Annotated in this window: 22 protein-coding genes, 1 tRNA gene and 1 pseudogene; 22 read left to right on the forward strand and 2 right to left on the reverse strand. The window is 50.4% G+C overall.

Annotated features, from left to right (window positions below; genetic code table 11):
- The first annotated feature begins 111 nt into the window (after positions 1-111).
- The gene (locus QW71_RS07850) at positions 112-612 is read left to right on the forward strand and encodes a DUF4446 family protein (RefSeq protein WP_039295792.1); all 501 of its coding nucleotides are present in this window, start codon (positions 112-114) and stop codon (positions 610-612) included.
- Here the strand turns inward: QW71_RS07850 and yyaC are convergent.
- On the reverse strand, positions 584-1192 hold the full coding sequence (gene yyaC, locus QW71_RS07855; RefSeq protein ID WP_039295795.1) for a spore protease YyaC: 609 nt from the start codon (positions 1190-1192) through the stop codon (positions 584-586). The genes QW71_RS07850 and yyaC overlap by 29 nt on opposite strands.
- A gap of 105 nt (positions 1193-1297) precedes the next feature.
- Between yyaC and QW71_RS07860 the strand changes: the two genes are divergently transcribed.
- From QW71_RS07860 to QW71_RS07875, 4 genes are all read left to right on the forward strand, one after another.
- Positions 1298-1573, forward strand: a complete 276-nt coding sequence (locus QW71_RS07860) for a DUF3343 domain-containing protein (RefSeq protein WP_039295796.1) — start codon at positions 1298-1300, stop codon at positions 1571-1573.
- Positions 1566-2606, forward strand: coding sequence for a mechanosensitive ion channel family protein (locus QW71_RS07865; RefSeq protein ID WP_047013683.1), 1041 nt, complete (start codon positions 1566-1568; stop codon positions 2604-2606). Before QW71_RS07860 ends, QW71_RS07865 begins: the two co-directional genes overlap by 8 nt.
- The gene (locus tag QW71_RS07870) at positions 2606-2818 is read left to right on the forward strand and encodes a DUF951 domain-containing protein (protein WP_039295799.1); all 213 of its coding nucleotides are present in this window, start codon (positions 2606-2608) and stop codon (positions 2816-2818) included. The genes QW71_RS07865 and QW71_RS07870 overlap by 1 nt, the downstream gene beginning before the upstream one ends.
- 69 nt (positions 2819-2887) lie before the next feature.
- Positions 2888-2978: transfer RNA gene (locus tag QW71_RS07875), tRNA-Ser, on the forward strand.
- A 346-nt stretch (positions 2979-3324) separates the two neighbouring features.
- Here the strand turns inward: QW71_RS07875 and QW71_RS07885 are convergent.
- Entirely contained in the window at positions 3325-3522 is a 198-nt protein-coding gene (locus QW71_RS07885; RefSeq protein ID WP_039295806.1) for a YjzC family protein, read from the reverse strand.
- A gap of 291 nt (positions 3523-3813) precedes the next feature.
- On the opposite strand from QW71_RS07885, the gene rpsF reads away from it, so the two are divergent.
- From rpsF to yycF, 17 genes and pseudogenes are all read left to right on the forward strand, one after another.
- Complete coding sequence (gene rpsF, locus QW71_RS07890; protein WP_038598251.1) at positions 3814-4098, forward strand: 30S ribosomal protein S6; 285 nt, start codon at positions 3814-3816, stop codon at positions 4096-4098.
- A gap of 48 nt (positions 4099-4146) precedes the next feature.
- Positions 4147-4656 (forward strand): single-stranded DNA-binding protein, encoded by a 510-nt coding sequence (gene ssb, locus QW71_RS07895; protein ID WP_039295814.1) that lies wholly within the window; start codon positions 4147-4149, stop codon positions 4654-4656.
- A 21-nt stretch (positions 4657-4677) separates the two neighbouring features.
- Positions 4678-4950 (forward strand): 30S ribosomal protein S18, encoded by a 273-nt coding sequence (rpsR, locus tag QW71_RS07900; protein WP_036699837.1) that lies wholly within the window; start codon positions 4678-4680, stop codon positions 4948-4950.
- A gap of 348 nt (positions 4951-5298) precedes the next feature.
- Positions 5299-5673: a glyoxalase/bleomycin resistance/extradiol dioxygenase family protein gene (locus tag QW71_RS07905; RefSeq protein ID WP_039295822.1), complete on the forward strand. Its 375-nt coding sequence runs from the start codon at positions 5299-5301 to the stop codon at positions 5671-5673.
- A 474-nt stretch (positions 5674-6147) separates the two neighbouring features.
- Positions 6148-8121: a DNA mismatch repair protein MutS gene (locus QW71_RS07910; protein ID WP_039295824.1), complete on the forward strand. Its 1974-nt coding sequence runs from the start codon at positions 6148-6150 to the stop codon at positions 8119-8121.
- A 229-nt stretch (positions 8122-8350) separates the two neighbouring features.
- Positions 8351-10072 carry an oligopeptide ABC transporter substrate-binding protein gene (gene opp4A / locus QW71_RS07915; protein WP_039295826.1) on the forward strand — a complete coding sequence of 574 codons (1722 nt, stop codon included), beginning with the start codon at positions 8351-8353 and terminating at the stop codon, positions 10070-10072.
- A gap of 394 nt (positions 10073-10466) precedes the next feature.
- Entirely contained in the window at positions 10467-11510 is a 1044-nt protein-coding gene (locus QW71_RS07920; RefSeq protein WP_039295829.1) for an LCP family protein, read from the forward strand.
- A 188-nt stretch (positions 11511-11698) separates the two neighbouring features.
- Positions 11699-12124 carry a CBS domain-containing protein gene (locus tag QW71_RS07925; protein WP_039295831.1) on the forward strand — a complete coding sequence of 142 codons (426 nt, stop codon included), beginning with the start codon at positions 11699-11701 and terminating at the stop codon, positions 12122-12124.
- Positions 12125-12372: 248 nt separating this feature from the next.
- Positions 12373-12675, forward strand: coding sequence for a MazG-like family protein (locus QW71_RS07930; RefSeq protein WP_171717780.1), 303 nt, complete (start codon positions 12373-12375; stop codon positions 12673-12675).
- Positions 12676-12681: 6 nt separating this feature from the next.
- A complete protein-coding gene (locus tag QW71_RS07935; protein ID WP_039295837.1) occupies positions 12682-13599 on the forward strand; it encodes a DUF2232 domain-containing protein in 918 nt (305 codons plus the stop codon).
- Between the two features lie 11 nt (positions 13600-13610).
- Positions 13611-15618, forward strand: a pseudogene (locus QW71_RS36975) (DHH family phosphoesterase).
- A complete protein-coding gene (gene rplI / locus QW71_RS07945) occupies positions 15615-16061 on the forward strand; it encodes a 50S ribosomal protein L9 (RefSeq protein WP_039295840.1) in 447 nt (148 codons plus the stop codon). The pseudogene QW71_RS36975 and the gene rplI overlap by 4 nt, the downstream one beginning before the upstream one ends.
- 1 nt (position 16062) lies before the next feature.
- Positions 16063-17424, forward strand: coding sequence for a replicative DNA helicase (gene dnaB / locus QW71_RS07950; RefSeq protein ID WP_039295843.1), 1362 nt, complete (start codon positions 16063-16065; stop codon positions 17422-17424).
- A gap of 332 nt (positions 17425-17756) precedes the next feature.
- Positions 17757-19043, forward strand: a complete 1287-nt coding sequence (locus QW71_RS07955; protein ID WP_039295846.1) for an adenylosuccinate synthase — start codon at positions 17757-17759, stop codon at positions 19041-19043.
- 201 nt (positions 19044-19244) lie between these two features.
- Positions 19245-19907 carry a hypothetical protein gene (locus QW71_RS07960; protein ID WP_039295849.1) on the forward strand — a complete coding sequence of 221 codons (663 nt, stop codon included), beginning with the start codon at positions 19245-19247 and terminating at the stop codon, positions 19905-19907.
- A 296-nt stretch (positions 19908-20203) separates the two neighbouring features.
- Entirely contained in the window at positions 20204-21748 is a 1545-nt protein-coding gene (locus QW71_RS07965; RefSeq protein WP_039295852.1) for a M23 family metallopeptidase, read from the forward strand.
- A gap of 149 nt (positions 21749-21897) precedes the next feature.
- Positions 21898-22629 (forward strand): response regulator YycF, encoded by a 732-nt coding sequence (gene yycF / locus QW71_RS07970; protein WP_039295853.1) that lies wholly within the window; start codon positions 21898-21900, stop codon positions 22627-22629.
- Positions 22630-22645 lie beyond the last annotated feature (16 nt).

Genomic DNA, 22645 nt, shown 5'->3' on the forward strand with positions numbered 1-22645 from the left:
ACATGGCTTTGGCGTCCTTTTAAAGGACGGTACCGTTCGGCGGGAAATAGAAGGATAAGCTATCATGTGAAACCTATAAATTTTTATATTTAGACAAAGGATGGTCCATATATGTCGGAATTAAATGAAGTGATAAATGAACAGCTGTCGGTGTTCATTATGGGTTTTGCAGTGGTAATTATTCTGCTGGCAATTGTTCTGATCATTCAAGGTGCCAAGATTCGCAAGATGCGGAGCAGATATGAAGCGATGATGACCGGGAACGGCATTGAGGATCTGGAGAGCCTGCTGGTAAACCTGAAGAACCAGGGAGATATGCTGGAGGATGGTCAGCGTGAGCATAAGGAAATGATTGAAGCCGCACAAGCCAAAATGCGGGGGATGAAGTCAAAGGTTGCCATGAAACGCTACAATGCCTTTGGAGAGCGCGGCAATGATCTGAGCTTCTCGCTTGCCATTCTGGATGACAACCATAGCGGAATTGTGCTGAGCAGCCTGCACAACCGCGAGAACTCATATATATACTCCAAGCCGCTTGAAAAGGGAGAGTCGCAGTATCCTCTGTCTCCAGAGGAGAAGGAAGTTATTGCTCTCGCGCTGCAGCAGATCTAGCATGAAGGTTCCATTGCTTAAGTGCGGAGTATAGGCTGGAAGCAATGATATCGGATAATCTCATTACAAGGCTTAATCTCGTATTCTGCAGTACAAAATACTCCATGAAGCCGCCGACATTCACAATGCCCGTCAAATGGATATCGCCTACTGGCGGGAGCTGCTTGTTGACCCCTGCTCCCGGCCGGAGGGGGCCGTCTACGACCTGGATGCAGCCAACGCTTGTTGACTGGCCCAGACAGGCATCGATTCCGATGATGAACGGGTTAGGGTGCTTCTGATAAATGAGGGAGAGAGTCTCCTCCAGGTTAACAGCATGAACTGGCTCGTCCAGCGTTCCGTAGAGATGGAATAAGGGGCTATGGAAGCGGGCAAGCGCAGTGCCGACCAGCGGTCCAAGTGAATCGCCGGTAGAGCGGTCTGTGCCTACACAGACAATAACAATTGGTGTGTCTGTACGTGTGCGTGAAAAGTGGAAAAGAAGCCGGTGGGTAATCGCAGAATAGATATCGGGATCAGCATGTGATATTTTTAAACAGGATGGTTCTTGCAGGGATGAAGCTTTAGAAGAGAAATTCATATGATCTTCCTTTCTGTTCTGATGATCCTAGTATATGGATGAAAGTGGCTTTTTATACTATGGCGGCAATAGATAGGACGAATAGCCCAGAGGGAGGCGTGGAGTGTGGAGGATGAACTGCTGATAGCCTTTGATTCGACCCAGCAGGCGCTGCGCGCTGAGATGCTGCTGGAATATGCGGAGATTGAAATTGATATATTTCCTACACCCAAGGAGATTACAGCCGGTTGCGCCATGTCGATCCAATTCTACCGGAATGCATTGGAAGAGGTGCGGGTCATTGTGGCGGAGCAGAATGTAGAGATACGCGGGATCTTTGCCAAATCAAGTGATGGTATAGGATATGTGGAGGTTGTGGAGAAGGAGGAGCAGGATGAATAACTGGATGCTGGAAGTGACAACGCCGGGCCAGGCAGTCGACGAAGTGGTCCGCTTTAAGGATAGAATATGGGAATGGGTAACCAATGCAGATATGTGGGCAACCGTGCTGTTTTCCGGGGTACAGATTCTGCTGCTTTTTCTTGTGACCCGGGTGATTATTAAAGTAGTCTCGGGTGTTATCGACCGTTCCCTGGAGAGGGAGACGCGGGGGAGACGCTTAGCGAATAACCGCCGATTCTCAACAGTAGGCGGACTTATGAAAAATGTGGTTGCCTTCATTTGTAACTTTGTCATGATTATGATGATTCTGTCTGTATTCCAATTCGATCTGAAACCGCTGCTGGCCGGGGCCGGAGTTGTCGGGCTGGCGATAGGGTTCGGCGCACAAAGTTTGGTCAAAGATGTAATTACCGGTTTCTTCATCATCTTCGAGGATCAATTTGCAGTAGGGGATGTCATCCAGAGCGGAACCTACAAAGGTACGGTAGAAATGATTGGCCTGAGAACGACCCGGCTGCTGAGTGCCACTGGGGAAGTGCATATCATACCGAATGGCACAATTGTAAATGTTACGAATTATTCGCTGGCTAATGCCCTGGCGGTGGTGGATGTGCCTGTCAAAATAGAGCGGGGTTTAGAAGCAACACTTGCACTGATTGGAGAAGCGCTTAAGGGGATAGAGGAACGGAACCCAAGTGTAATTGACTACCCCAATGTGCTGGGCATTCAGTCGATGAGTACTTCCGAGTATGTGATCCGGGTGGCGGCTAATTGCATGCCTAACGCCAGAGATTCTGCAGAGCGGCAGATTCAGAGTGATATTAAGCAGGCCCTGGAGCAGCAGAGCGCTTTGGAAGCAGCCAAGGCAGAGCAGGAGGCGCGTGAGCAGGCAGACAGGGAGGCAAGGGAGGCTGAAGCGGCTCAAGAGGAGGGACTGTCTGGAAGCGCCCGTAGAGCCCGTGAGGAGCAGCAGGCAAGTCCGAGAAGACAGATAGCTGCTGCGCAAGAGGGAGAGGAAGGGGAAGAAGAATAATGGAACGCAAAGTATTCGGGCTGGGTGATATCGTACAGATGAAGAAGCCGCATCCCTGCGGAACGAACGAGATGGAGATTATCCGTATGGGGATGGATATCCGGATTAAATGTACCGGCTGTCAGCATAGCGTCCTGATCCCCCGCGCTAAATTCGAAAAAAACATGAAGAAGGTTCTTCATTCTGCTGAAAGCGGAGCCGAAAACAATTAAGCTTGCAGCAGGAGGCAAAGCGAAAAGCTTGCAATTGTAATGCTGGCATGATACAATAACTCTTGCTGCGGAGAGGTACCCAAGAGGCCCAAGGGGGCTGACTCGAAATCAGTTAGGCGTGTCACAGCGTGCGTGGGTTCGAATCCCACCCTCTCCGCCACTTCAGCATTATATACATTAACTACTATCCCTTCGTTCAGGTGACGAAGGTTTTTTTATTTCTGCATGAAGACATACAAAAAGAGAGACCTTTGCAGGTCTCTCTCCAGAGGCAGTACATCAATGATGTTTGGAAATCTCTGTTTGTAGCCGCTAAAGTGAAACAGGTTGTGCCAGGCTGCTTTTTTTAGGAGCGGCCTTTACTCTCCCCGGGTTACAATAGTTGCTGATTCAGAATCCCTGTGATTGTGTTCGTCTACGACGTTCAACGGAACCACACCTCTCTTTTGTACTGCCTGAGTATAGTATGGTGCAGCCTGACAGGTTTTATACATGTGATTGATTAATTAATGCACGCGTGCTTTCTCGACTTTTTTCCACTTGCGGTTCTGATTGGAGGTCTCAGGAAACGTGTCGCCCTTCTCCATTTCAATCCGCTTAGGATTCTGGATCTCGGTATGGAAGCTGCGCGCTTCGCCTACTTCTGTATAAACCCCCGGATTGGGGGCTTTATCGCCCTTTTCGTACTCTGTTTTCTCGCCCATAGTATGATAAGCCTCCTTCTGTAAAGTGGTGGAGCGGTTATATTGTGGCCTTGCAGAGACGTCTTCATGTACATAAATTAACCCCACAAAGTGGGGCTTAGCTTCGGGGAGTAGTCAGGTGCTTTGCGGGGACCCCGAAAGATGAAAACAGGTCCCATGATCTGGTGCGTATGAATAAAGCTTGCATTCATCAGTGGGATTTGGTATATTGATTTGGTGCGAGTCTATGTTTGTGCTCGTTCCTTGCTCCTGACGTGATCAGGGGCCTCAGACCATAAGGAGGTGAAAATTATGCGCAAATATGAAGTCATGTACATTATTCGTCCTGACATTGAACAAGAAGCCGTTCAAGCAGCAGTCGAAAAATTCCAAGGCATCATCTCCAACGGCGGAGAAATTACAAAGCACGATGTGCAAGGTAAACGCCGTCTTGCGTATGAGATCAAGAAATTCCGTGATGGCGTTTATGTTTTGGTTAACTTCAATGCAGAACCTGCAGTAGTTACCGAATTAGAACGTCTCATGAAGATTTCCGACGAAGTAATTCGTTATCTCATTACGAACGACGTTGCCTAAGATATTGACAAGCTTTGTAACGAATCGCGCTATAAGGAGGGGATTGAATTGTTGAACCGTATCATTCTGATCGGTCGGTTGACCCGTGACCCGGAACTTCGTTATACTCCCGCTGGTGTTGCCGTAACGCAGTTTACGCTTGCCGTAGACCGCAACTTTACGGGCCAGAACGGTGAACGCGAAGCGGACTTTATCCCGGTAGTAACCTGGAGACAGCTGGCTGAGACCTGTGCCAATTACTTGCGCAAAGGACGACTGGCAGCCGTAGAAGGACGCATCCAAGTACGGAATTACGAGAATAATGAAGGTAAACGTGTATACGTCACTGAAGTTATTGCTGATAATGTCCGATTCCTGGAATCCTCGCAGAACCGTGAAGGCGGAAATGCACCAAGTGGTGGAAGTACTCCCGAAGAGCCTGCCTTTGGTGGCGGCGGTAACGGCGGTAACAGTGCACGCGGAAATAACAATAATTTCTCGCGTAACAACAATACTCAAGATCCTTTTTCAGGCGATGGAAAACCGATCGATATATCGGACGATGATTTGCCATTTTAATAAGGAAGGACTGAACTGAACATGGCTTTTAAACCAAGAGAAGGCGCGGACAACGACAAAAGACCGGCACGTCGTGGTGGACGCAACAAGCGTAAAAAAGTGTGCTACTTCACTGTGAACAAGATTACTCACATTGACTATAAAGACACTGAGCTTCTTAAGAAGTTCATCAGCGAACGCGGAAAGATTTTGCCGCGTCGTGTAACTGGTACAAGTGCAAAATACCAACGCGCTCTGACCATTGCTGTAAAACGCTCGCGTCAAATCGCGCTGCTGCCTTACACAACGGAATAGGACGTTTCATGAAGCAGCCGGCTTAGCCGGCTGCTTTTTTGCATGCATACAAAAGAATTACCACGGGCAAAAACTGTATAATAGGGGCAGAATACTAGCTATATAGATTGAACTTGAAAATATACTAAAAAGGGAAAAGTGGCGGAGGAGAATTTTGGAACTATAGGAGCGCCAGCGTCCGCCTTTGTCTGCGGATTTCCACCGCGAACAGCGGGTTAAATTCAAGAAATCTGCAGACAACAGCGGCCGGAGGGCCAAACATTCTCTGGAGTCACGGCAATCCCATAATAGAAAAAATACAAGTTCAATCTATATAGGCTATTTAAATAAAACTTGGAGGAATGAACAATGATCAGTGCAAGTCCTTACATCATTATTGAGCACGTGCAGGAGTCTGTGGAGTACTACAAGAGCGTTTTTGGCGGAGAGATCAAGGTTCTGAATGAACATAATGGCAAGCTGCTGCATGCTGAGCTGCATTTGGGGCAGACACTGATTCATTTCTCCGATGATTACGGCAAAGGTGCCAAGACAGAGAATGTAAGTGTTATTCTGGGACTGGACAACGAAGATGAGATGCGGGCGATTTATGAGAAACTGAGCTCAGAGGGCGGGCAGGTCAAGGTGGAGCTGCAAAAAACCTTCTTCGGCGCACTTCATGGACAGGTTGCCGACGGTAAAAACGGAATTACATGGGTAATGAATTGCTTTACCGGCAATTGACAACCGGATTCCAGATGTAGTAAATTACAGGTATCCTATAACTAAAGGGGAAATTTTGATGTTGGTGAGCGTTCTTAACTAAGCAACTTCATATCATTCCGGCAGTAAGCCGCAGCATGTTCCGATCATTGCCAGGGGCATGTCTTGTTAGACTATGTCCAGGTGACATGTCTGATTAGCCGCGGGCTGTAAGAATGAATGATTTAGTTAAGAACACACGCGAAGCGTCATGATGGCCTCTTTACGGCTATTATTCTCTTTGTGATTAACCGTGCTCTTTGCAGCACGGTTTTTTCTGTTTTCAGAAGCGTTCATCCGGCGGGTGGGGCCTGTTTCTGAAGCCAAAGAGGAGAATAGCATTCAAAGGAGGGCGAAGACTGCCGCAGTGGCGGGTCTTCGCGGGGGGGGTTCTCCCCCCTTTTTGCGTTAGGGAGCAAGCCTGTAATACGGGCATCTATACAAGGAGGATTTAGAGTGAATCTACAAAGTATGAACACCTTGGAATACGAGATGATCAAACAGGAATTAATGCGCCATGCCGTATCCTATGAAGGAAGAAGATATGTGAGCGAGCTTGCGCCGATGACCTATCTGCCGGCCATACACCGCGCACTGGATGAAGCAGACGAAGCCAAAGAGCTGCTGGAGCGGGGGGCGAGTGTGCCCATTCCGTCATTAGAAGGCATTGAGTGGGTTCTGTCACTGCTTGGAACCGGTTATCTGTACAATGAGCAGGATTTCACCGCAGTATCCGTATTCCTGCACAGCTGTGGACAGCTTCGTAAGTATATGGCTTCCAAAGAGCAGAGTGCACCGCGTATTGCTGCTTACGGAGCTTCTCTGCAGGAGCTGAGTTCTGTCAGGGATGAGATTGAACGTTGTATCCGGCTGGGTGTTATTGACGATCAGGCCAGTAAAGGACTGGAGCGGGTACGCAAACGGCTGGCTGTGGCCAAGGATCGACTGCACCGAAAGCTGGAGAGTATTATGGCGCGCCATAAGTCCATCCTTCAGGAGAGTCTGATCAGCATGCGAGGTGGCCGGTATGTGATTCCGGTGAAACGGGAGTATCACAAGCAAATCAAGGGTTCCGTGCTGGATCAGTCGACCAGCGGGCAGACCGTCTTCGTGGAGCCAGACGAGGTGGCCTCCCTTCAGGGGGAGATTGAGCTATTGTCAGCTGATGAAGCCCGGGAGGAAGGAATCATCCTAAGTATGCTGACAGGGCTGCTAGAGCAGGAACAGGCTGCTCTGCGGCTGAATATTGAAGTAACCGGTACCTATGATTTCATCTTCGCCAAGGGAAAGTATGCCAGGGTTCTTAATGCCCGGACTGTCTCACTGAATGAACGCGGCTTCCTGCGGATGAATGGAGGCAGGCATCCTCTGCTCAAGGATATGGTGCCGGTCAGTCTGGAGTTTGGTCAGGGCTACAAATCTCTGATCGTAACCGGCCCCAATACAGGCGGCAAAACAGTAGTACTCAAAACGCTGGGCCTGCTGTCTTTGATGGCGCAATCCGGTCTGCTGGTGCCGGTTGCGCCGGGCAGTGATTTTACTGTGTTCAGCAATGTAATTAGCGTAATTGGCGATGGTCAGAGTCTGACGCAGTCGCTCAGTACCTTCTCTGCACAAATGAAGAGTATAGAAGGAATGCTTAGTGATGCCGGCAGAGGCGTACTGCTGCTGATTGATGAGCTGGCGGCAGGTACGGACCCCGGGGAAGGGTTCGCACTGTCGATTGCTATTCTGGAGGAGCTGAACCGCAAAGGCGCTAATATTGTGGTAACCACCCACTTCAACGAACTTAAGGTATTTGCTGCAGCTACACCGGGATTTCAGAATGCACGGATGGAGTTCGATAAAGAGACTCTCCAGCCGCTGTACCAGCTGACGATTGGCGAAGCGGGCGAGAGCTATGCCTTGCAGATAGCCGAGCAGCTCGGCATAAACAAACCGGTAATTGAGCGCGCCAAACAGCTTGTAGCCGAGCAGCAGGAGCATAGAGGCAGCCAGAAGCCGTGGAATAGCCCTTACAGACAGGAACAGAGTTCAAGAGCTGCTGATGCTGAGAAGAGGAATGCTGCGTCTCAGAGCGGCAATCCGGATCAAAACCGGGATGATGCAGCTGATGCGGGGCACAGCGTTCCGGCGGCGAAGCCCGATTTTGAAGTGGGAGATGCTGTTTACGTCACTACCCTGGGGCGCACTGGAATTGTATATATGAAGAAGGACAGCCGGGGGATGGTCGGAGTGATGATCCAGAAACAGAAAATAACCGTAAACCATAAGCGTTTGAAGCCATATCTGTCCAAAGAGGAGCTATACCCGGAGGATTATGATTTTGATATTATTTTCGAGAGCAAGGATACCCGCAAGAAGCGCAAACTGATGCAGAAGAGGCATGTTGAGGGCCTTAGCATCATACATCCCGATGAGGAAAAATAAGTGTGATTACTCCAGAAGTCTGCCCGTCAGGGCAGGCTTTTTTTACATTTCACGGGGGCTTCTGCAGACCGAATAGAAATTAAAGGCTTCACTTTAGAGCCAATATTGGTTATCCTCTATTATGTGGCGTATTCAAATGTCCATGAGCTGAACAATCAGAGTTATAGTAAAATTCAGAGTAGAAACCGCTTACATCAAAGCGTGATGGAACCCGGGAGGGAAGGAATATATGTCAAAACATATCATCGGCCGGCTAATGCTTCCGCTTATGCTTGCGGTGGCGTTGTCTGCATGCAGCGGGCCAAGCCCGGGCGCCCAGTCTTATATGACGCGCTTAAGCAAAACAGCCGATGAACCTATAGCAGGCGGGACAGTAACATATGGATATTCATCTGCGTTTCAAGGCAATTTCGAACCGGCCTTTATTGAAGGGGAAGACGATGCGAATGTGCTTGAATTCACTACGGAAGCCATGTTCAAAGTCAACGATGACCTGTCTACGGCTCCTAACATTGCCACTTGGCAGGAATCTGAGGATCATACGGTATTTACGTTCACCATCAAACCCGGTGTCCGCTGGCATAACGGCGATGAGCTGACCGTGGAGGACTGGAAGTTTGCCCTGGAGACCATCGCCAGCCCGGATTATCCGGGCTCCAGGTATTATAGCGTGGAAATGATTAAGGGAGCTGAAGCTTACCACCTGGGGGAGGCCAAGGAAATCACCGGACTCAAAGTGATGGACCCGTATACGCTGCGCATTACGATGAATTCAGCGCGGGCGAACATGATCGATAATCTGTGGGCCTATCCGATGAACAAGAGGTATTTCGAGGGCGTCGCAGTGAAGGATATGTTGGACAGTGATCAGGTGCGTAAGCAGCCTATTGGCACCGGTCCTTTCATGATTAAGGCTATTGTACCGGGTGAGAGTGTCGAGATGGTACGGTTCGATGATTATTATAAAGGGGAAGCTCTGCTGGACGGTGTAACCTACAAGGTCATTGACAGCAAGGACATGACGGCACTACTTGAAGCCGGAAGCATCGATATCGGGACCCTTCCGCGGGATGCTTACCAGGCTGCAGGCCAGTTGAACAATGTGGAGATCAAAGTGACACCGGGGCTGTCTTATGAATATATAGGGTTCAAGTTTGGACACTGGGATGATGAGAGCGGCCAGGTGGTGATGGATAATCCCAAATTCCAGGACAAGCGGCTCCGCAAAGCGATGTATTATGCGCTTGACCGGCAAGGTATTATTGATAAATATTCCTATGGCCTGGGAACACTGATCGAGACCCCTATTCCCAGCTCAAGCTGGGCTAAGATCGATGACCAGGAAATAGATACCTATGCCTATCTTCCGGAGAAGGCAGAGACCCTGCTGGATGAGGCAGGATATCTCGATACGGACGGAGACGGGCTCCGCGAGGATCCAAGCGGTAAGAAATTCACGATTCATTACGACGCTATGTCCGGCAGCAAAACAGCAGAGGCGCGTACTGCAGCGATTCTGCAGAACTGGCATGATGTCGGGCTGAATGTTCAGTTAAACGGCGGCAGCCTGAAGGAGCTGAACAGCTTTTATGAAGCGGTAGAGTCCGATGATCCGTCCGTAGAGCTGTTTAACGGTGTATGGGGGCTGGCGAGCGATCCCGATCCTTCGGGCTTATGGCGGGCAACCGATTCGTGGAATTATCCGCGGTGGACGTCCAAGCGCAGCGAGGAACTCATCCGTGACGGGGTAAGCCTGAAAGCCTACGACAAGGATTTCCGCAAAGAGGTTTATTATGAATGGCAGAAGCTGATTAATGACGAGGTTCCGATGATCTTTTTCTCCGAACGCTCTAATATTACCGCGGTTAATAAACGCCTCCAGGGTGTATCTACGAACGCGCTCAGCAATATACGTGATCCGCAGAACTGGTGGATCAAGGAAATCGATTAGATAAATAATGACGGTCCGATCTGTTGCCTAGGCAGGCAGTGCGGGCCGTCATTTTTAATTATTTTTTGGAAATTAGCATCAAAACGGACTTTCCTGCGTCATATACTTTAAGGAATACAGGCGACTATCGCGCTAATGCTGTCGTTATTTGTTGTTTCTTTTTAGGTGTGAAGTGATTACAATAGAAATATTGTTTATGTGTCAACGCAGTTTTCCAGGTTTATTCTACAATTAGAACGACCCGAATCCCGGAAAGGGGGAACCATATCCTTAAGCAGGGCAGTGCATAGCAGCAAGAAGAGCCCAGTCATGACTGTCTGAAAGTCCAGGCAGGCATTGTAAATAGAGCACGGCAATCATATGTACAATCCACCATAAAGAAGGAATTATAATTATGAAAAAAATAAAAAAACTGAAGAAAAGATACATTGCACTCATTGTAGCCCTGGTCATTGTAGCCGGAGGATTTTTGTTCCAGAAGCCGCTCGCGGTGCTGGCCTTTGACCTCTTTTTGTCGGATCAGGTGGAAACCAAGCTGGCGGAAGAATCCTACCAGCCCTTGGAGAATAACGGTACAACCACAGCGGTTAAACCTGCCCCGGTTGCATTCAAAAGCGACCCGTTCTCTTTAATGCTCCTGGGTACAGATCAGCGGGGCAATGAAGTGGCCCGGTCCGATACAATGATCTATGCCGTTATCCGTCCGGAGGATTATAAGATTCTGCTGATCTCTATCCCCCGTGACACCTACACGGAAATTATCGGGCATGACGACAATAAGAAGGACAAAATCACGCATGCTTATGCGTTTGGCGGCCAGCAAATGGCTAAAGATACCCTGGAAGCATTGCTTGGTCATGATATTCAATATTATGCCACAATTAATTTTCAGGGCCTGAAGGATGCAGTTGACGCTATTGGCGGTGTTCCGCTACCGATCAAGAAGGATATTGTCAACAAAGGTGCGGATCATGAGAAATTCACCATTAAGGCCAATAAGTCGAATTATAGTGGTGAAGAGGCGCTTAACTACACCCGTTACCGCGAGGATAGCGATTTCAACCGGACCAAACGCCAGCAGGTATTTATCGATGTGGTAGCGAATAAAATGTTATCAATCAGCCAAATCGGCAACATCCCGGAGCTGCTGGATATTATGGGTGATAATTTCAAAACAGACATACAGCCTTCCACGATCATCAGTCTGGCCAAGAAATTCATGGGCGGCAAGGACATGGATATCTCCAGCTTCACGGTGATGGGCGAAGGCGAACGTATCAATGGTTTGTATTACGATATTGTTGATGAAGAGGATCTGAGTGAAGCTAAGGCCATGATCGATAACTGGATGAATGCCAGCACACCGGTGGACCAGCTAATTGAACCAGGCAAAGCAGAGAATGCCCTGGAGCCTGCGGCTACAGCTACAGCCCAGTAAGGGCGGACGCGTACATTCTGTCCCCCATAAAAACAGCAGCCATTCGCAAGGTTAATGGCTGCTGTTTATTGTCTTCATGGTATAATGAAGTGGAACGAATTGCTGTCTCAGGCGTATAACTACGGTGGGCCTTGCAGCACGGAAGGTAGAGCATCATTCCTTCGGAACTCTTTGAGGAGGATCAAGAGATGAATATTGCGTTTTTTTTACTTCCGAAACAGGAGGTAGCTTGCGTTACACTGGATTCGACGCTGCGCCAGACCTTGGAACGGATGGAGTTTCACCGCTATACCGCAGTGCCGATTCTGAACCGGAACGGGGAATATGCCGGAACAGTCACAGAAGGTGATTTGCTCTGGTACATGAAGGAGTCGGGCGGCGCCGTTACTTTTGAGAATGCTTCCAAATATCTGCTTAAGGATGTACCGCTGCGGATGAATAATCTGCCGGTATCCATTGATGCGGATATGGAGGACTTGATTAACCTGGCCAAAGTACAGAACTTTGTACCTGTAGTTGACGACATGAAACGGTTCATTGGTATTGTGCGCCGGAGTCAGATCATCGAATATTGCGAAAAGGTTGTCTCGCGGCAATCCCAGGAATCGTTATAACCTCATCCATATGGCGACAAATGCTTAAGGAACCAAGGCCTGTATTTCCGGCGTAACGGAATGCGGGCCTTTTTTGAAAGGCAGGCTGTGGATACCTTCCGGTGTGCCTGTAAAGTCCATGAATTACCCCCGGATTTAAGGCTCCGCTATGCGGATGATCCGGGTGGCTGGCGTCCGTGTGGCTCGGAAATATTTATGCTATAATGGAGAATAATGCTTTTTGCCGGAGGTAGAGAGACGTGCCCAATGTGCCGAAGGACCTGGACGTGGCCAAACGCGCCAAGGTGATTGAGTGGTTAAAGACCGAAGTAATCGATCAAGTCTCACGGTTATTCAAAGCGTTGTGGGAAGGCAGTACCGCCCGTGTAGGCGACAGCCTGGCCAGCCTGATTATGAGCTCATATATATTGGGGCGCAGACTTGGTATCCCTTATCGTGAACTGGATGACTTGCTGATGGAGAAGCTGAGAAAGCACAGGCAGGAAGGCCATCAGCTGGAAGAATGGTACCAGGATATATCTGCACTAGAAGAACATATGCGTAAGAGGTGAATACTGTTGAAATTTCGCTGGACATCTGTGGCTTGGAGCATAGCTTATCTGCTGCTGCTGTTATCCCTGTCCACCCCATTGCTGCTTATCACGACGCTGTTTATGATTATCCCGGCCATTGTGCTCTTTACGACTCTTAGCACGAAGCAGTTCATTCTGCATATAGTGCCGGTCCTGCTGATTGTGGGCCTGATTACACCGTTTTACGTATTGATAGCAATTTATTTCCTGATACCGGCCCTTGTAATGGGACGCCGGTATAAGAAACGCGCATCAGCGATGTCTACGCTAATTGCCGGTATGGTCGCAGTATTAGGTGAATTCCTGCTGATTCTGTTAATCAGTACTACATTCCTGCAGTTTAACTTGTACGATTATGTATACGATGTTCTGCAGACTTATACGGACTGGCTGGCCACTATGGGGGCAAGCAATCCTCTGCTCTCCGAGATCACCATCTCATCGGATCAGATTGGCATGATGAGCTGGATGACCATCCAGGCTATTCCGATGACGCTCATCCTCAGTGCATTCATCATAGCTGTCATTACGCATTCCATTGTCCGTCCGATTCTGAACAGCATGGAATACGCGGTGCCAAGACTGAAGCCTGCACGGGAGTGGAGACTGTCCAGAGCCTTCATCTGGTATTATCTGCTTGGCGTAGTGCTCAGCCTGCTCTTCGGCGGTGCGGACAGCGGCTTTATGCTGATGGTCTCGGCCAATCTGCTGCCGCTGCTGCAAATCGCATTCAAGATTCAAACCATCGGTTTCCTCTTCTTCCTCATACATGAACGGAAGTGGAGCAAGATAGTAGCGCTGCTGCTGGCGATACCTGTTATCGTCCTGCCCGGATTCTGGATTATCGGTGTTGTCGATCTGGCGTTTCCGCTGCGGGAGCTTGTGAAGAAATCGAAACGATAGGGTGAGAGCTCATGCCAAAATTTCTGCAAAGACGCTGGCACGGGTATCATACCGTGTGGGCGTTCTTGCTGCTGCTGGTCCTGATTATAGTGGTCAGTATCTATAACTGGGTCCTCGGTGTTGCCAGCCTCTTTCTGGCCGGCACATTGTGTTTCACCATGCTGCAGGCCGAGCTGTCGTTCCGCCGCAACCTTGTAGATTATATTAACGGCCTCTCCTTCCGCATTAAACGGGTGGAAGGTGAGGCTGTAAGTATGCTTCCCTTAGGGATTATCCTGTACAGTGAAGACCGTACAGTGGAGTGGAATAACCGCAATGCCAGCCAAATCTTCTCCCGCAAGACTCTTGTGGGTGAAGATTTGCAGGAGCTGATGCCTGATGTCATTGCTTCTCTGAAGAATATACCGCAGAAGCGCGAACCCGCCAAAGACGGTGCACTTAAGGATCACCGCCAGGAGATCACGGTCGATGACCGTTATTATCAGGTGGTGGTGATTCCAAGTGAACGTCTGCTCTATCTCTACGATATCACTGAGCTGGTGGTCCTTCGTGAGCGGTATGAGGAAGAAAAGCTGGCGATCGGTATTGTAATGATGGACAATCTGGATGAAGCAGCCCAGGGAATGGACGATCAGCAGCGCACGTCGCTGATCGCGAAGGTAGCCAGCGAGATTACGGAGTGGAGCAAGCAGTTTGAAGTATATCTGCGCCGCCTGTCTTCAGAGCGGTATCTGATGCTGCTGAATCACCGCAGTCTCCAGGCGCTGGAGGAGAGCCGGTTCGTTGTACTCGATGAGGTCCGCGAGATGACGGCTGATCTCAAGGTGCCGATGACGCTCAGCATAGGCCTTGCCTATGGCTCGGAATCGGCCAGTGAGCTCGGAGCTCTTGCCCAGTCGAGTCTGGATATGGCACTGGGCCGAGGCGGAGACCAGGCGGCTGTGAAGGCGGGCCAGCGGCTCTCCTTCTACGGCGGCAAGAGCAATGCCGCAGAGAAACGGACGAGGGTACGGGCACGGGTGATCGCCCATGCCCTGCGCGATTTAATGCAGGAGAGCGACCGGGTGCTGATTATGGGACACAGGGTGCCTGATATCGACGCTGTAGGTGCGGCAATCGGCCTGCTCAAGGCTGCGCAGATGTACAACGTGGAAGCCAGTATTGTAATGGAGACGCCGAATCCGTCCATTACCCGCATGATGGAGCAGATCCGTAAGGATGAAGCGTTATACAAGACCTTCATCACGACAGAGCAGGCGCTGCAGGTTATGACGGAGCATACGCTGCTGATTGTTGTAGATACACATAAGGCTTCCATGACAATGGAGCCGCCCGCGGCTGGTGCAATACGCCAGCCGGATCGTAGTAGTAGATCATCACCGCCGGGGAGAAGAGTTCATCAATGATGCAGTGCTCGTGTATCTGGAGCCTTATGCATCTTCAACCTGTGAGCTGGTGACCGAGCTGCTGCAGTATATTCACGACAAGATCAAGCTCAGTCCGCTGGAGGCTACCATGCTGCTGGCGGGCATCACGGTGGATACGAAGCATTTCGCGCTGCATACCGGGTCGCGGACCTTCGAGGCAGCCGGATTCCTGAGGCGTGTCGGGGCAGATACGATTCTGATTCAGCGCATGCTGAAGGAGGATCTGCAGGAGTACATCTCCAAGGCGGAGATTATCAAGCATGCGCGGATGGTATATGATCATATCGCGCTGGTGGTTACTGCGCCGGGAATGAAAATTCCACAGCTGCTGATTGCCCAGACGGCGGATACGCTGCTGGGGATGACCAATGTGGTTGCCTCATTCGTGATCAGTGAGCGGCCTGACGGCCTGATCGGCATCAGTGCCCGGTCACTGGGGCGGATGAATGTGCAAGTGGTTATGGAGAAGCTGGGGGGCGGCGGACATTTGTCCAATGCGGCTGTACAGCTTGAAGGAACCAGCAAGGAAGCAGAAGCCAGACTGCTTGCAGTACTGGCCGAAATTGAAGCGAAAGAGGGGCTATTCGAATGAAGGTCATTTTCATCAAGGATGTTAAGGGTCAAGGCAAGAAGGGGCAGGTTAAAGAGGTATCGGAAGGTTATGCAGCCAACTTCCTGCTGCCGCGGGGACTGGTTCGTCCGGCTACCGACGGCAATGTGAAGACGCTGGAGAACCAGGCGGCAGCGGAACAGCGCCGTAAGGACCAGGAGAAAGAGGAAGCTGTTCAGCTCGGCAAGAAGATTGATGAGCTGACCTTGACTCTGAAGGCCAAAGCGGGCGAAGGCGGCCGTCTGTTCGGGGCAATCACCAGCAAACAGATCGGCGAAACGCTGGCGGCTACGCAGGGAATCGTGATCGACAAGCGCAAGATTGAGCTGAGCGATCCGATCCGCCATGTGGGCACGTTCCAGGTAACAGTGAAGCTGCACACTGAAGTAAAGGCTAACCTCACGGTGCAGGTAACGGAGGAGTAGAATGGGTGGAGATCTCTTTTTCGATCGGATTCCCCCGCAGAATCTAGAGGCAGAACAGGCCGTACTAGGTGCGGTTCTGCTGTCGGATGAAGCGCTTATTACCGCGATGGAGCGGGTGAATACCGAAGACTTCTACGACAAACCGCATCAGATGATATTTGAGGCGATGGTGCAGCTCGGAGAAGAGAGCCAGCCGATTGACCTGATTACATTGACATCCCGGCTCCAGGACAAGGGGGAGCTTGAGGATGTCGGCGGTGTCAGCTATTTGGCTAAGCTGGCGCATGCAGTACCGACTGCGGCCAACGTCGACTATTATGCACAGATTATAGAAGAGAAGGCGATGCTGCGGCGGCTGATCCGTACAGCAACGCAGATTGTCAGCGAAGGTTATACGGGCGGCGAAGATGTAGGCATCATGCTGAGTGATGCCGAGCGGCGGATCCTGGAGATCTCTAACCGCCGCAGCGGCAGCGGGTTCATTGCCATCCGTGATGTGCTGATGCAGGTATTCGACCGGGTGGAGCTGCTCCATCAGAACAAGGGCGGCACCTCGGGGATTCCCTCCGGTTTTGCCGATCTTGACCATATGACGAACGGTTTCCAGCGTAACGATTTAATCATTGTGGCAGCCCGTCCATCCGTAGGGAAGACGGCATTCGCCCTGAATATCGCCCAGAATGTTGCGGTCCGTGCCAAAGAGACCGTAGCGATCTTCAGTCTGGAAATGTCGGCGCCCCAGCTGGTACAGCGTATGATCTGCGCAGAAGCCAATCTGGATGCCAATATTATGCGTACGGGTGATTTCAAAAGCGATGATGACTGGTCCAAGCTGACCATGGGTATCCAGTCGTTGTCTGAGGCTGAAATTTATATCGATGATACACCCGGGGTTACCGTTACAGATATCCGCGCGAAATGCCGCCGGCTGAAGAAGGAAAAAGGCCTCGGCATGATCGTCATCGACTACCTGCAGCTGATCCAGGGCCGCGGCAAGGCCGGAGAGAACCGCCAGCAGGAAGTATCCGAAATCTCCCGTACCCTGAAGCAGATTGCCCGTGAGCTCGATGTTCCGGTTATTGCCCTGTCCCAGCTCAGCCGTGGTGTGGAGCAGCGTCAGGACAAACGGCCGATGATGAGTGACCTTCGTGAATCGGGTTCGATCGAGCAGGATGCCGATATCGTAGCGTTCCTGTACCGTGACGATTACTACAATCAGGATACCGAGAAGAAGAATATTATTGAAATCATCATCGCCAAACAGCGTAACGGTCCGGTAGGCACGGTAGAGCTGGTATTCCTCAAGAACTTTAACAAGTTCGTCAACTACGAGCGGGCACATGCGGAACCGTTCGCAGGTTAGGCGAATTTCGCACAATACACGAACGATCGCACATCTTCAACTGTGATCGTTCGTTTTTATTTGACTTTAAAAAGTGCCGCTGTTACACTGATTATTGTGCTTTGGCGGGCTAGCCCGCCCTGGTGTCCGGAGGGCTGCGTACATAAGAAGTCCGTACAGAGCCCATATTACAAGTGGAAACAGCTTCGCTGTCCTTATAAAGGGATGGCGGGTTTCAGCGTGGAAATAGAAGGATAATTTATAGCTTAATCATGATAATTTATAGCGTAAGCATATAAATTCTTCTATTTTGAAAAATAATGGTGCTTGCTAGCACCTACGGAGGAATGAACATGTCAACGGTAGTCGTCGTGGGAACACAATGGGGAGACGAAGGCAAAGGAAAGATCACGGATTTTCTGGCAGAGAGTGCAGATGTGGTCGCTCGGTATCAAGGGGGTAACAATGCCGGTCACACGATTCTGATTGACGGGAAGAAGTTCAAGCTCAGCTTGATTCCATCAGGTGTATTTTATAAAGAAAAAACTTGTGTTATCGGCAACGGAATGGTTATCAATCCAGAGGCCCTGATTCAAGAAATTAATTATATTCATGAGAATGGCTTTGATACGAAGAACCTGGTGATCAGCGACCGCGCCCATGTCATTATGCCTTATCATATGCTGCTGGATGCGCTTGAAGAAGACCGCAAGGGTCCGAACAAAATCGGAACAACACGCAAGGGGATTGGCCCGTGCTACATGGATAAAGCTGCCCGCAACGGTATCCGGATTGCCGATCTGATGGACGCCGAGGAATTCGAACTGAGACTTCGTCCGTTGATGGAAGAGAAGAATCAGGTTATCACTCAGGTATACGGTGCTCAGCCGCTGGATGTGGAAGAAATTCTGACCAAATATCTGGAGTATGCAGAAGTGCTGCGCGGTTACGTGACGGATACTTCGGTTGTGCTGAATGATGCTATTGATGCAGATTCCAGAGTATTGTTCGAGGGTGCACAGGGTGTAATGCTTGATATTGACCAGGGTACTTATCCGTTCGTCACTTCATCCAATCCTTCCGCAGGCGGTGTCTGCATCGGTTCGGGCGTAGGCCCGTCCAAGATCAAACAGGTTATTGGTGTGGCTAAAGCCTACACTACCCGTGTTGGCGACGGTCCGTTCCCTACAGAACTGAACGATGCCACCGGTGATTATATCCGTGAAACAGGCCACGAGTACGGTACTGTAACCGGCCGCGCACGCCGTGTGGGCTGGTTCGACAGTGTAGTTGTGCGTCATGCCCGCCGCGTCAGCGGAATCACAGGTCTGTCCCTGAACTCGCTGGACGTGCTGAGCGGCCTCGAAACCGTCAAGATCTGCACAGGCTACAAGTTCCGCGGAGAGATCATTACACATTACCCGGCCAGCCTCAAGATGCTCGCGGAATGCGAAGCTGTCTATGAAGAGCTTCCAGGCTGGAGCGAAGATATTACAAGTGCGAAGACCCTGGACGATCTGCCGGCTAACACTCGCAAATATGTAGAACGCGTATCAGAGCTGACAGGTATTCCAATCTCTATCTTCTCCGTAGGCCGTAACCGGGAACAGACGAATCAGGTACTGCCAATCTATATCTAGATTGAAGCAGAATGAATATGAATTACAGGAGCAGGGGCCTCGGAGGAGGCTCCTGTTTTTGTGTTTTAGCAGCTGTTAGGCTGCTTTTCTAGGGATAACAGAGGTTTCCCGGGCCGGGTTCTAGTCAATACTGGGAGAATAGGATCACCAAGGACTGATTCTCCGGAGTTGAATAGAGCAGGGCATAAGGGAGCGATGACGATGAAACTAATGAAACGGACGCTTGGCATATGTCTGATTGTTGTACTGGCCAGCGGGTTGTCCATGCTGACGACTGCGTATGTGGTCAATACGTATATCCAGTCGGTGCTGGCAGGCTTTGATATTAAGGTAGACGGGCCTGAGCCGGGTATGCTTGGCTTCGTGAAGAGTCTGACGGGGATGGGAGGCAGCAGCGGTTCCTCGTCTACGGATACTAAGGATACTAAGGATACAATTAAAGAGGCAGACTCAAGCAAGGTGGACGGAGAAAAAGGAACTGGCGGAGATTCCCCCGCGAGTGACACCGGGGATACGGTGGACGAAACGGTGCCTGAGGATGCGCTGCCTGTAATGGGACAAGCGGCAGCCGGAGAAGAACAGAGTGACCGTGCACTGGATCAGGAGCTGGTGATGACGCCAGGCGCACTAAACGACTTGAAGGAGAATCTTCCCGCTGATGAGAAATCCAATATCTTCAATATTCTGATGAATAAGCTCCCGCAGGAGGAAATGCTAAAGATTTCCTCTGCTATGGAAGGCGGGTTGACAGAGAGTGAGGTAAAGGAATTGCAGGAGATCATTGCGAGGTATGTGGATGAGGATGAATATGAGTCCTTAATGAAAATGCTTACACCTGATTCTGCACCCTCCACGCAAAATTAAAAATGTCACTTTTTGGACACGGTATATCTGTTTAAAACGCATATTTTTGGATTAAACCCGCGATTTTCGCGGGTTTTGCTGTGTGAAGAAAGTTGAAATTTTTCTTCAGGCTATGGTACAGTAAAAAAGGACTATGAGGGGTTAATATTTTGTAACCTTTTCCGGGCCCAAAAAAGCAGCAATATTCATACTCATGCAAACAGATAAATAGATTACGTACAACATATAAAAGGGGCTCTAAAAATAAGTTTATCCGCTAAGGCGGACCGTATGGGCGGACTGAAAGGGAGAGTTTCATGAAAGGTTTTAAGTTTATGCGCCGGATGGGGAAACTGCGGAACAGTGAAGAAACATCCGCAGGGTACGGTGCAGCAGGTCAACAGGGCAATAGCACTGCCAGCGAAACCCGGATCTTTCATCCGGAAACCAAACCACGCAGACTCCGGCGTTCATGGATTGTTGCTACTGCCGGTCTGGTTCTTCTGACTACCTTCCTAGTCGGAGCGGAGAAGAAACATGTTGCGGCGAATACAGTAACCTACTACAAGGTGCTGGTGAAAGGCGAAGAGATCGGAACTTTAAGTCAGGATTCGGACCTTAACAAGCTGTTTGAAGCGAAGAGACGGGAATATCAGCTTAAGTATCCGGATTCCGTCATGGTGCTGCAAACCAGCGGCATCACGACAGAGGCCGCCAAGGCGTACAAACCTGAGATCGACAGCGAAGCTACACTGGACAAGCTGGACGGCATGCTCAAAGCCTATGCGGTAGGCGTGGAATTGACGGTTGATGGCAAACCGCTCGGGATCGTGAAGGATCAGGAGACGGCAGCCGCGGTACTCGAGGCCGTGAAGGCGCATTACACTCCGCAGGCTGCAGCCACTGGCGCGAAGCTGATGAAGACGGCGGCCAAGACGACAGCAGCAGCTTCAGCTAAGGCAGACCAAGTGGAATCGGCGGCCATCCGCGAGGAAGTCAGCATTGTTCCGGTCAAGGCAGACCCCAACAAGGTGCTTAGTGTAGAGGAAGCCGTGAGGGTGCTGACCGAAGGCAAGGAAGAGCCGCTGGTCTACTCGGTTCAGGAAGGAGACACAGTCTCTGCGATCGCTTCCAGATTCCAGATTACCCAGGCCGATATCTTCCGCAACAATCCCGCAGTCAAGGAGCTTACCCTGCAGATCGGGGATCAGTTGCAACTGACGGTTCCCCAGCCTGATCTTACGGTCGTGACTGTGGAGCAGGTAACCGAACAAGTGGTTACAGAGCCCGAAGTTATTGTACGCAAAAGCGATCAGCTGGCGGCAGGCAAGAGAAAGGTGGTTCGTGCCGGCCAGACGGGACTTAAGACGATGCAATACAGGCTGACCAAAGAAAATGGACTGGTTGTCAAAGAAGAGTGGCTGGGACAGTCGGTTGTAAAGGCTTCGCTGCCTGAAGTAGTCTATTCCGGCACCAAGGTTGTCGGTGAAGGAACAGGGATGTTCGCCTGGCCGGTTGCCGGAGCTACGATATCCAGCAGTTACGGCGAGCGTTGGGGACGTGCACATAAGGGAGTCGATCTTGTATCCGGCAACCGTACGATCAAAGCGGCTGATGCCGGTACGGTAAGCTTTGCCGGTGTACAGAGCGGATACGGTAATGTGGTTATCGTCAATCACAACAACGGATACGTTACTTACTACGGGCACTTAAGCAGGATTTCCGTCTCCGTCGGCCAGAAGATTGGTCAGGGCAGCCAAATAGGCATTATGGGCAACACCGGCCGCTCGACCGGAACACATCTGCACTTCGAAATCCGCAAGAATGGAACAGCGGTCAACCCTATGAAATATCTGAATTAATATATATTTTTTAAGCTCCGCTTATAGATTGGCCAGCCGTCCGGATAATTTCGGGCGGTTTTTATTTAGTTAGATGTGACGCCCGGACAGGTATGTTAAAATAAAGGAATCAAGGACCTGAGTATCGTTAGAAAGGTGAAGCTGAGCATATGCAAATGGGCACGATTCTGGTAGTGGATGATGAACAACCTATTGCTGATATATTGAAATTCAATCTGGAAAAAGAGGGCTATGAGGTGATCTGTGCGTTTGACGGCAACAGTGCGGTTGAGCTGGCCCTGTCCAGACGCCCCGACCTGATGCTGCTAGACCTGATGCTGCCCGGCAAGGACGGGATGGACGTGTGCCGTGAGGTGCGCTCTGCACATCTGGATATTCCGATCATCATGCTGACCGCCAAGGACGGAGAAATTGATAAAGTGCTGGGCCTGGAGCTGGGCGCCGATGACTATGTAACTAAGCCGTTCAGTACGCGTGAGCTGCTGGCCAGAGTCAAAGCCCAGATGCGCCGCCAGCATAAGCCGGCCTTATCCGAAACGCCGAACGAAAGCGTGGAGAGCAAGCAGGGGGTATATCATTTCGGCTTATTCATCGATACGGATATGTATTTGGTCTACAAAGACGGCGAGCCGCTGGATCTGACGCACCGAGAATACGAGCTGCTGTATTATATGATTCGCCATGCCGGCAAAGTAATGACCCGGGAGCATCTGCTGCAGGCCGTTTGGGGCTTCGAATATTTCGGTGATGTGCGGACTGTGGATGTAACGATCCGCCGGCTCAGAGAAAAAATTGAGGAGAATCCCAGCAAGCCGGAATATATATTCACACGGCGCGGACTCGGTTATTTGATGCATAGCCCCAAAAGCGGAGGGCTGTGATGAAAGCACTGTCCTT

Source organism: Paenibacillus sp. IHB B 3415, from assembly GCF_000802655.2.
Lineage (GTDB): Bacteria > Bacillota > Bacilli > Paenibacillales > Paenibacillaceae > Paenibacillus_AQ > Paenibacillus_AQ phytohabitans.

Excerpts from the sequence above, each read along its gene's own strand:
- QW71_RS07850 (WP_039295792.1), top strand. The coding sequence starts at position 112 with ATGTCGGAATTAAATGAAGTGATAAATGAACAGCTGTCGGTGTTCATT.
- yyaC (WP_039295795.1), bottom strand. The coding sequence starts at position 1,192 with ATGAATTTCTCTTCTAAAGCTTCATCCCTGCAAGAACCATCCTGTTTA.
- QW71_RS07865 (WP_047013683.1), top strand. The coding sequence starts at position 1,566 with ATGAATAACTGGATGCTGGAAGTGACAACGCCGGGCCAGGCAGTCGAC.
- QW71_RS07870 (WP_039295799.1), top strand. The coding sequence starts at position 2,606 with ATGGAACGCAAAGTATTCGGGCTGGGTGATATCGTACAGATGAAGAAG.
- QW71_RS07885 (WP_039295806.1), bottom strand. The coding sequence starts at position 3,522 with ATGGGCGAGAAAACAGAGTACGAAAAGGGCGATAAAGCCCCCAATCCG.
- rpsF (WP_038598251.1), top strand. The coding sequence starts at position 3,814 with ATGCGCAAATATGAAGTCATGTACATTATTCGTCCTGACATTGAACAA.
- rpsR (WP_036699837.1), top strand. The coding sequence starts at position 4,678 with ATGGCTTTTAAACCAAGAGAAGGCGCGGACAACGACAAAAGACCGGCA.
- QW71_RS07905 (WP_039295822.1), top strand. The coding sequence starts at position 5,299 with ATGATCAGTGCAAGTCCTTACATCATTATTGAGCACGTGCAGGAGTCT.
- opp4A (WP_039295826.1), top strand. The coding sequence starts at position 8,351 with ATGTCAAAACATATCATCGGCCGGCTAATGCTTCCGCTTATGCTTGCG.
- QW71_RS07920 (WP_039295829.1), top strand. The coding sequence starts at position 10,467 with ATGAAAAAAATAAAAAAACTGAAGAAAAGATACATTGCACTCATTGTA.
- QW71_RS07925 (WP_039295831.1), top strand. The coding sequence starts at position 11,699 with ATGAATATTGCGTTTTTTTTACTTCCGAAACAGGAGGTAGCTTGCGTT.
- rplI (WP_039295840.1), top strand. The coding sequence starts at position 15,615 with ATGAAGGTCATTTTCATCAAGGATGTTAAGGGTCAAGGCAAGAAGGGG.
- dnaB (WP_039295843.1), top strand. The coding sequence starts at position 16,063 with ATGGGTGGAGATCTCTTTTTCGATCGGATTCCCCCGCAGAATCTAGAG.
- QW71_RS07955 (WP_039295846.1), top strand. The coding sequence starts at position 17,757 with ATGTCAACGGTAGTCGTCGTGGGAACACAATGGGGAGACGAAGGCAAA.
- QW71_RS07960 (WP_039295849.1), top strand. The coding sequence starts at position 19,245 with ATGAAACTAATGAAACGGACGCTTGGCATATGTCTGATTGTTGTACTG.
- QW71_RS07965 (WP_039295852.1), top strand. The coding sequence starts at position 20,204 with ATGAAAGGTTTTAAGTTTATGCGCCGGATGGGGAAACTGCGGAACAGT.
- yycF (WP_039295853.1), top strand. The coding sequence starts at position 21,898 with ATGCAAATGGGCACGATTCTGGTAGTGGATGATGAACAACCTATTGCT.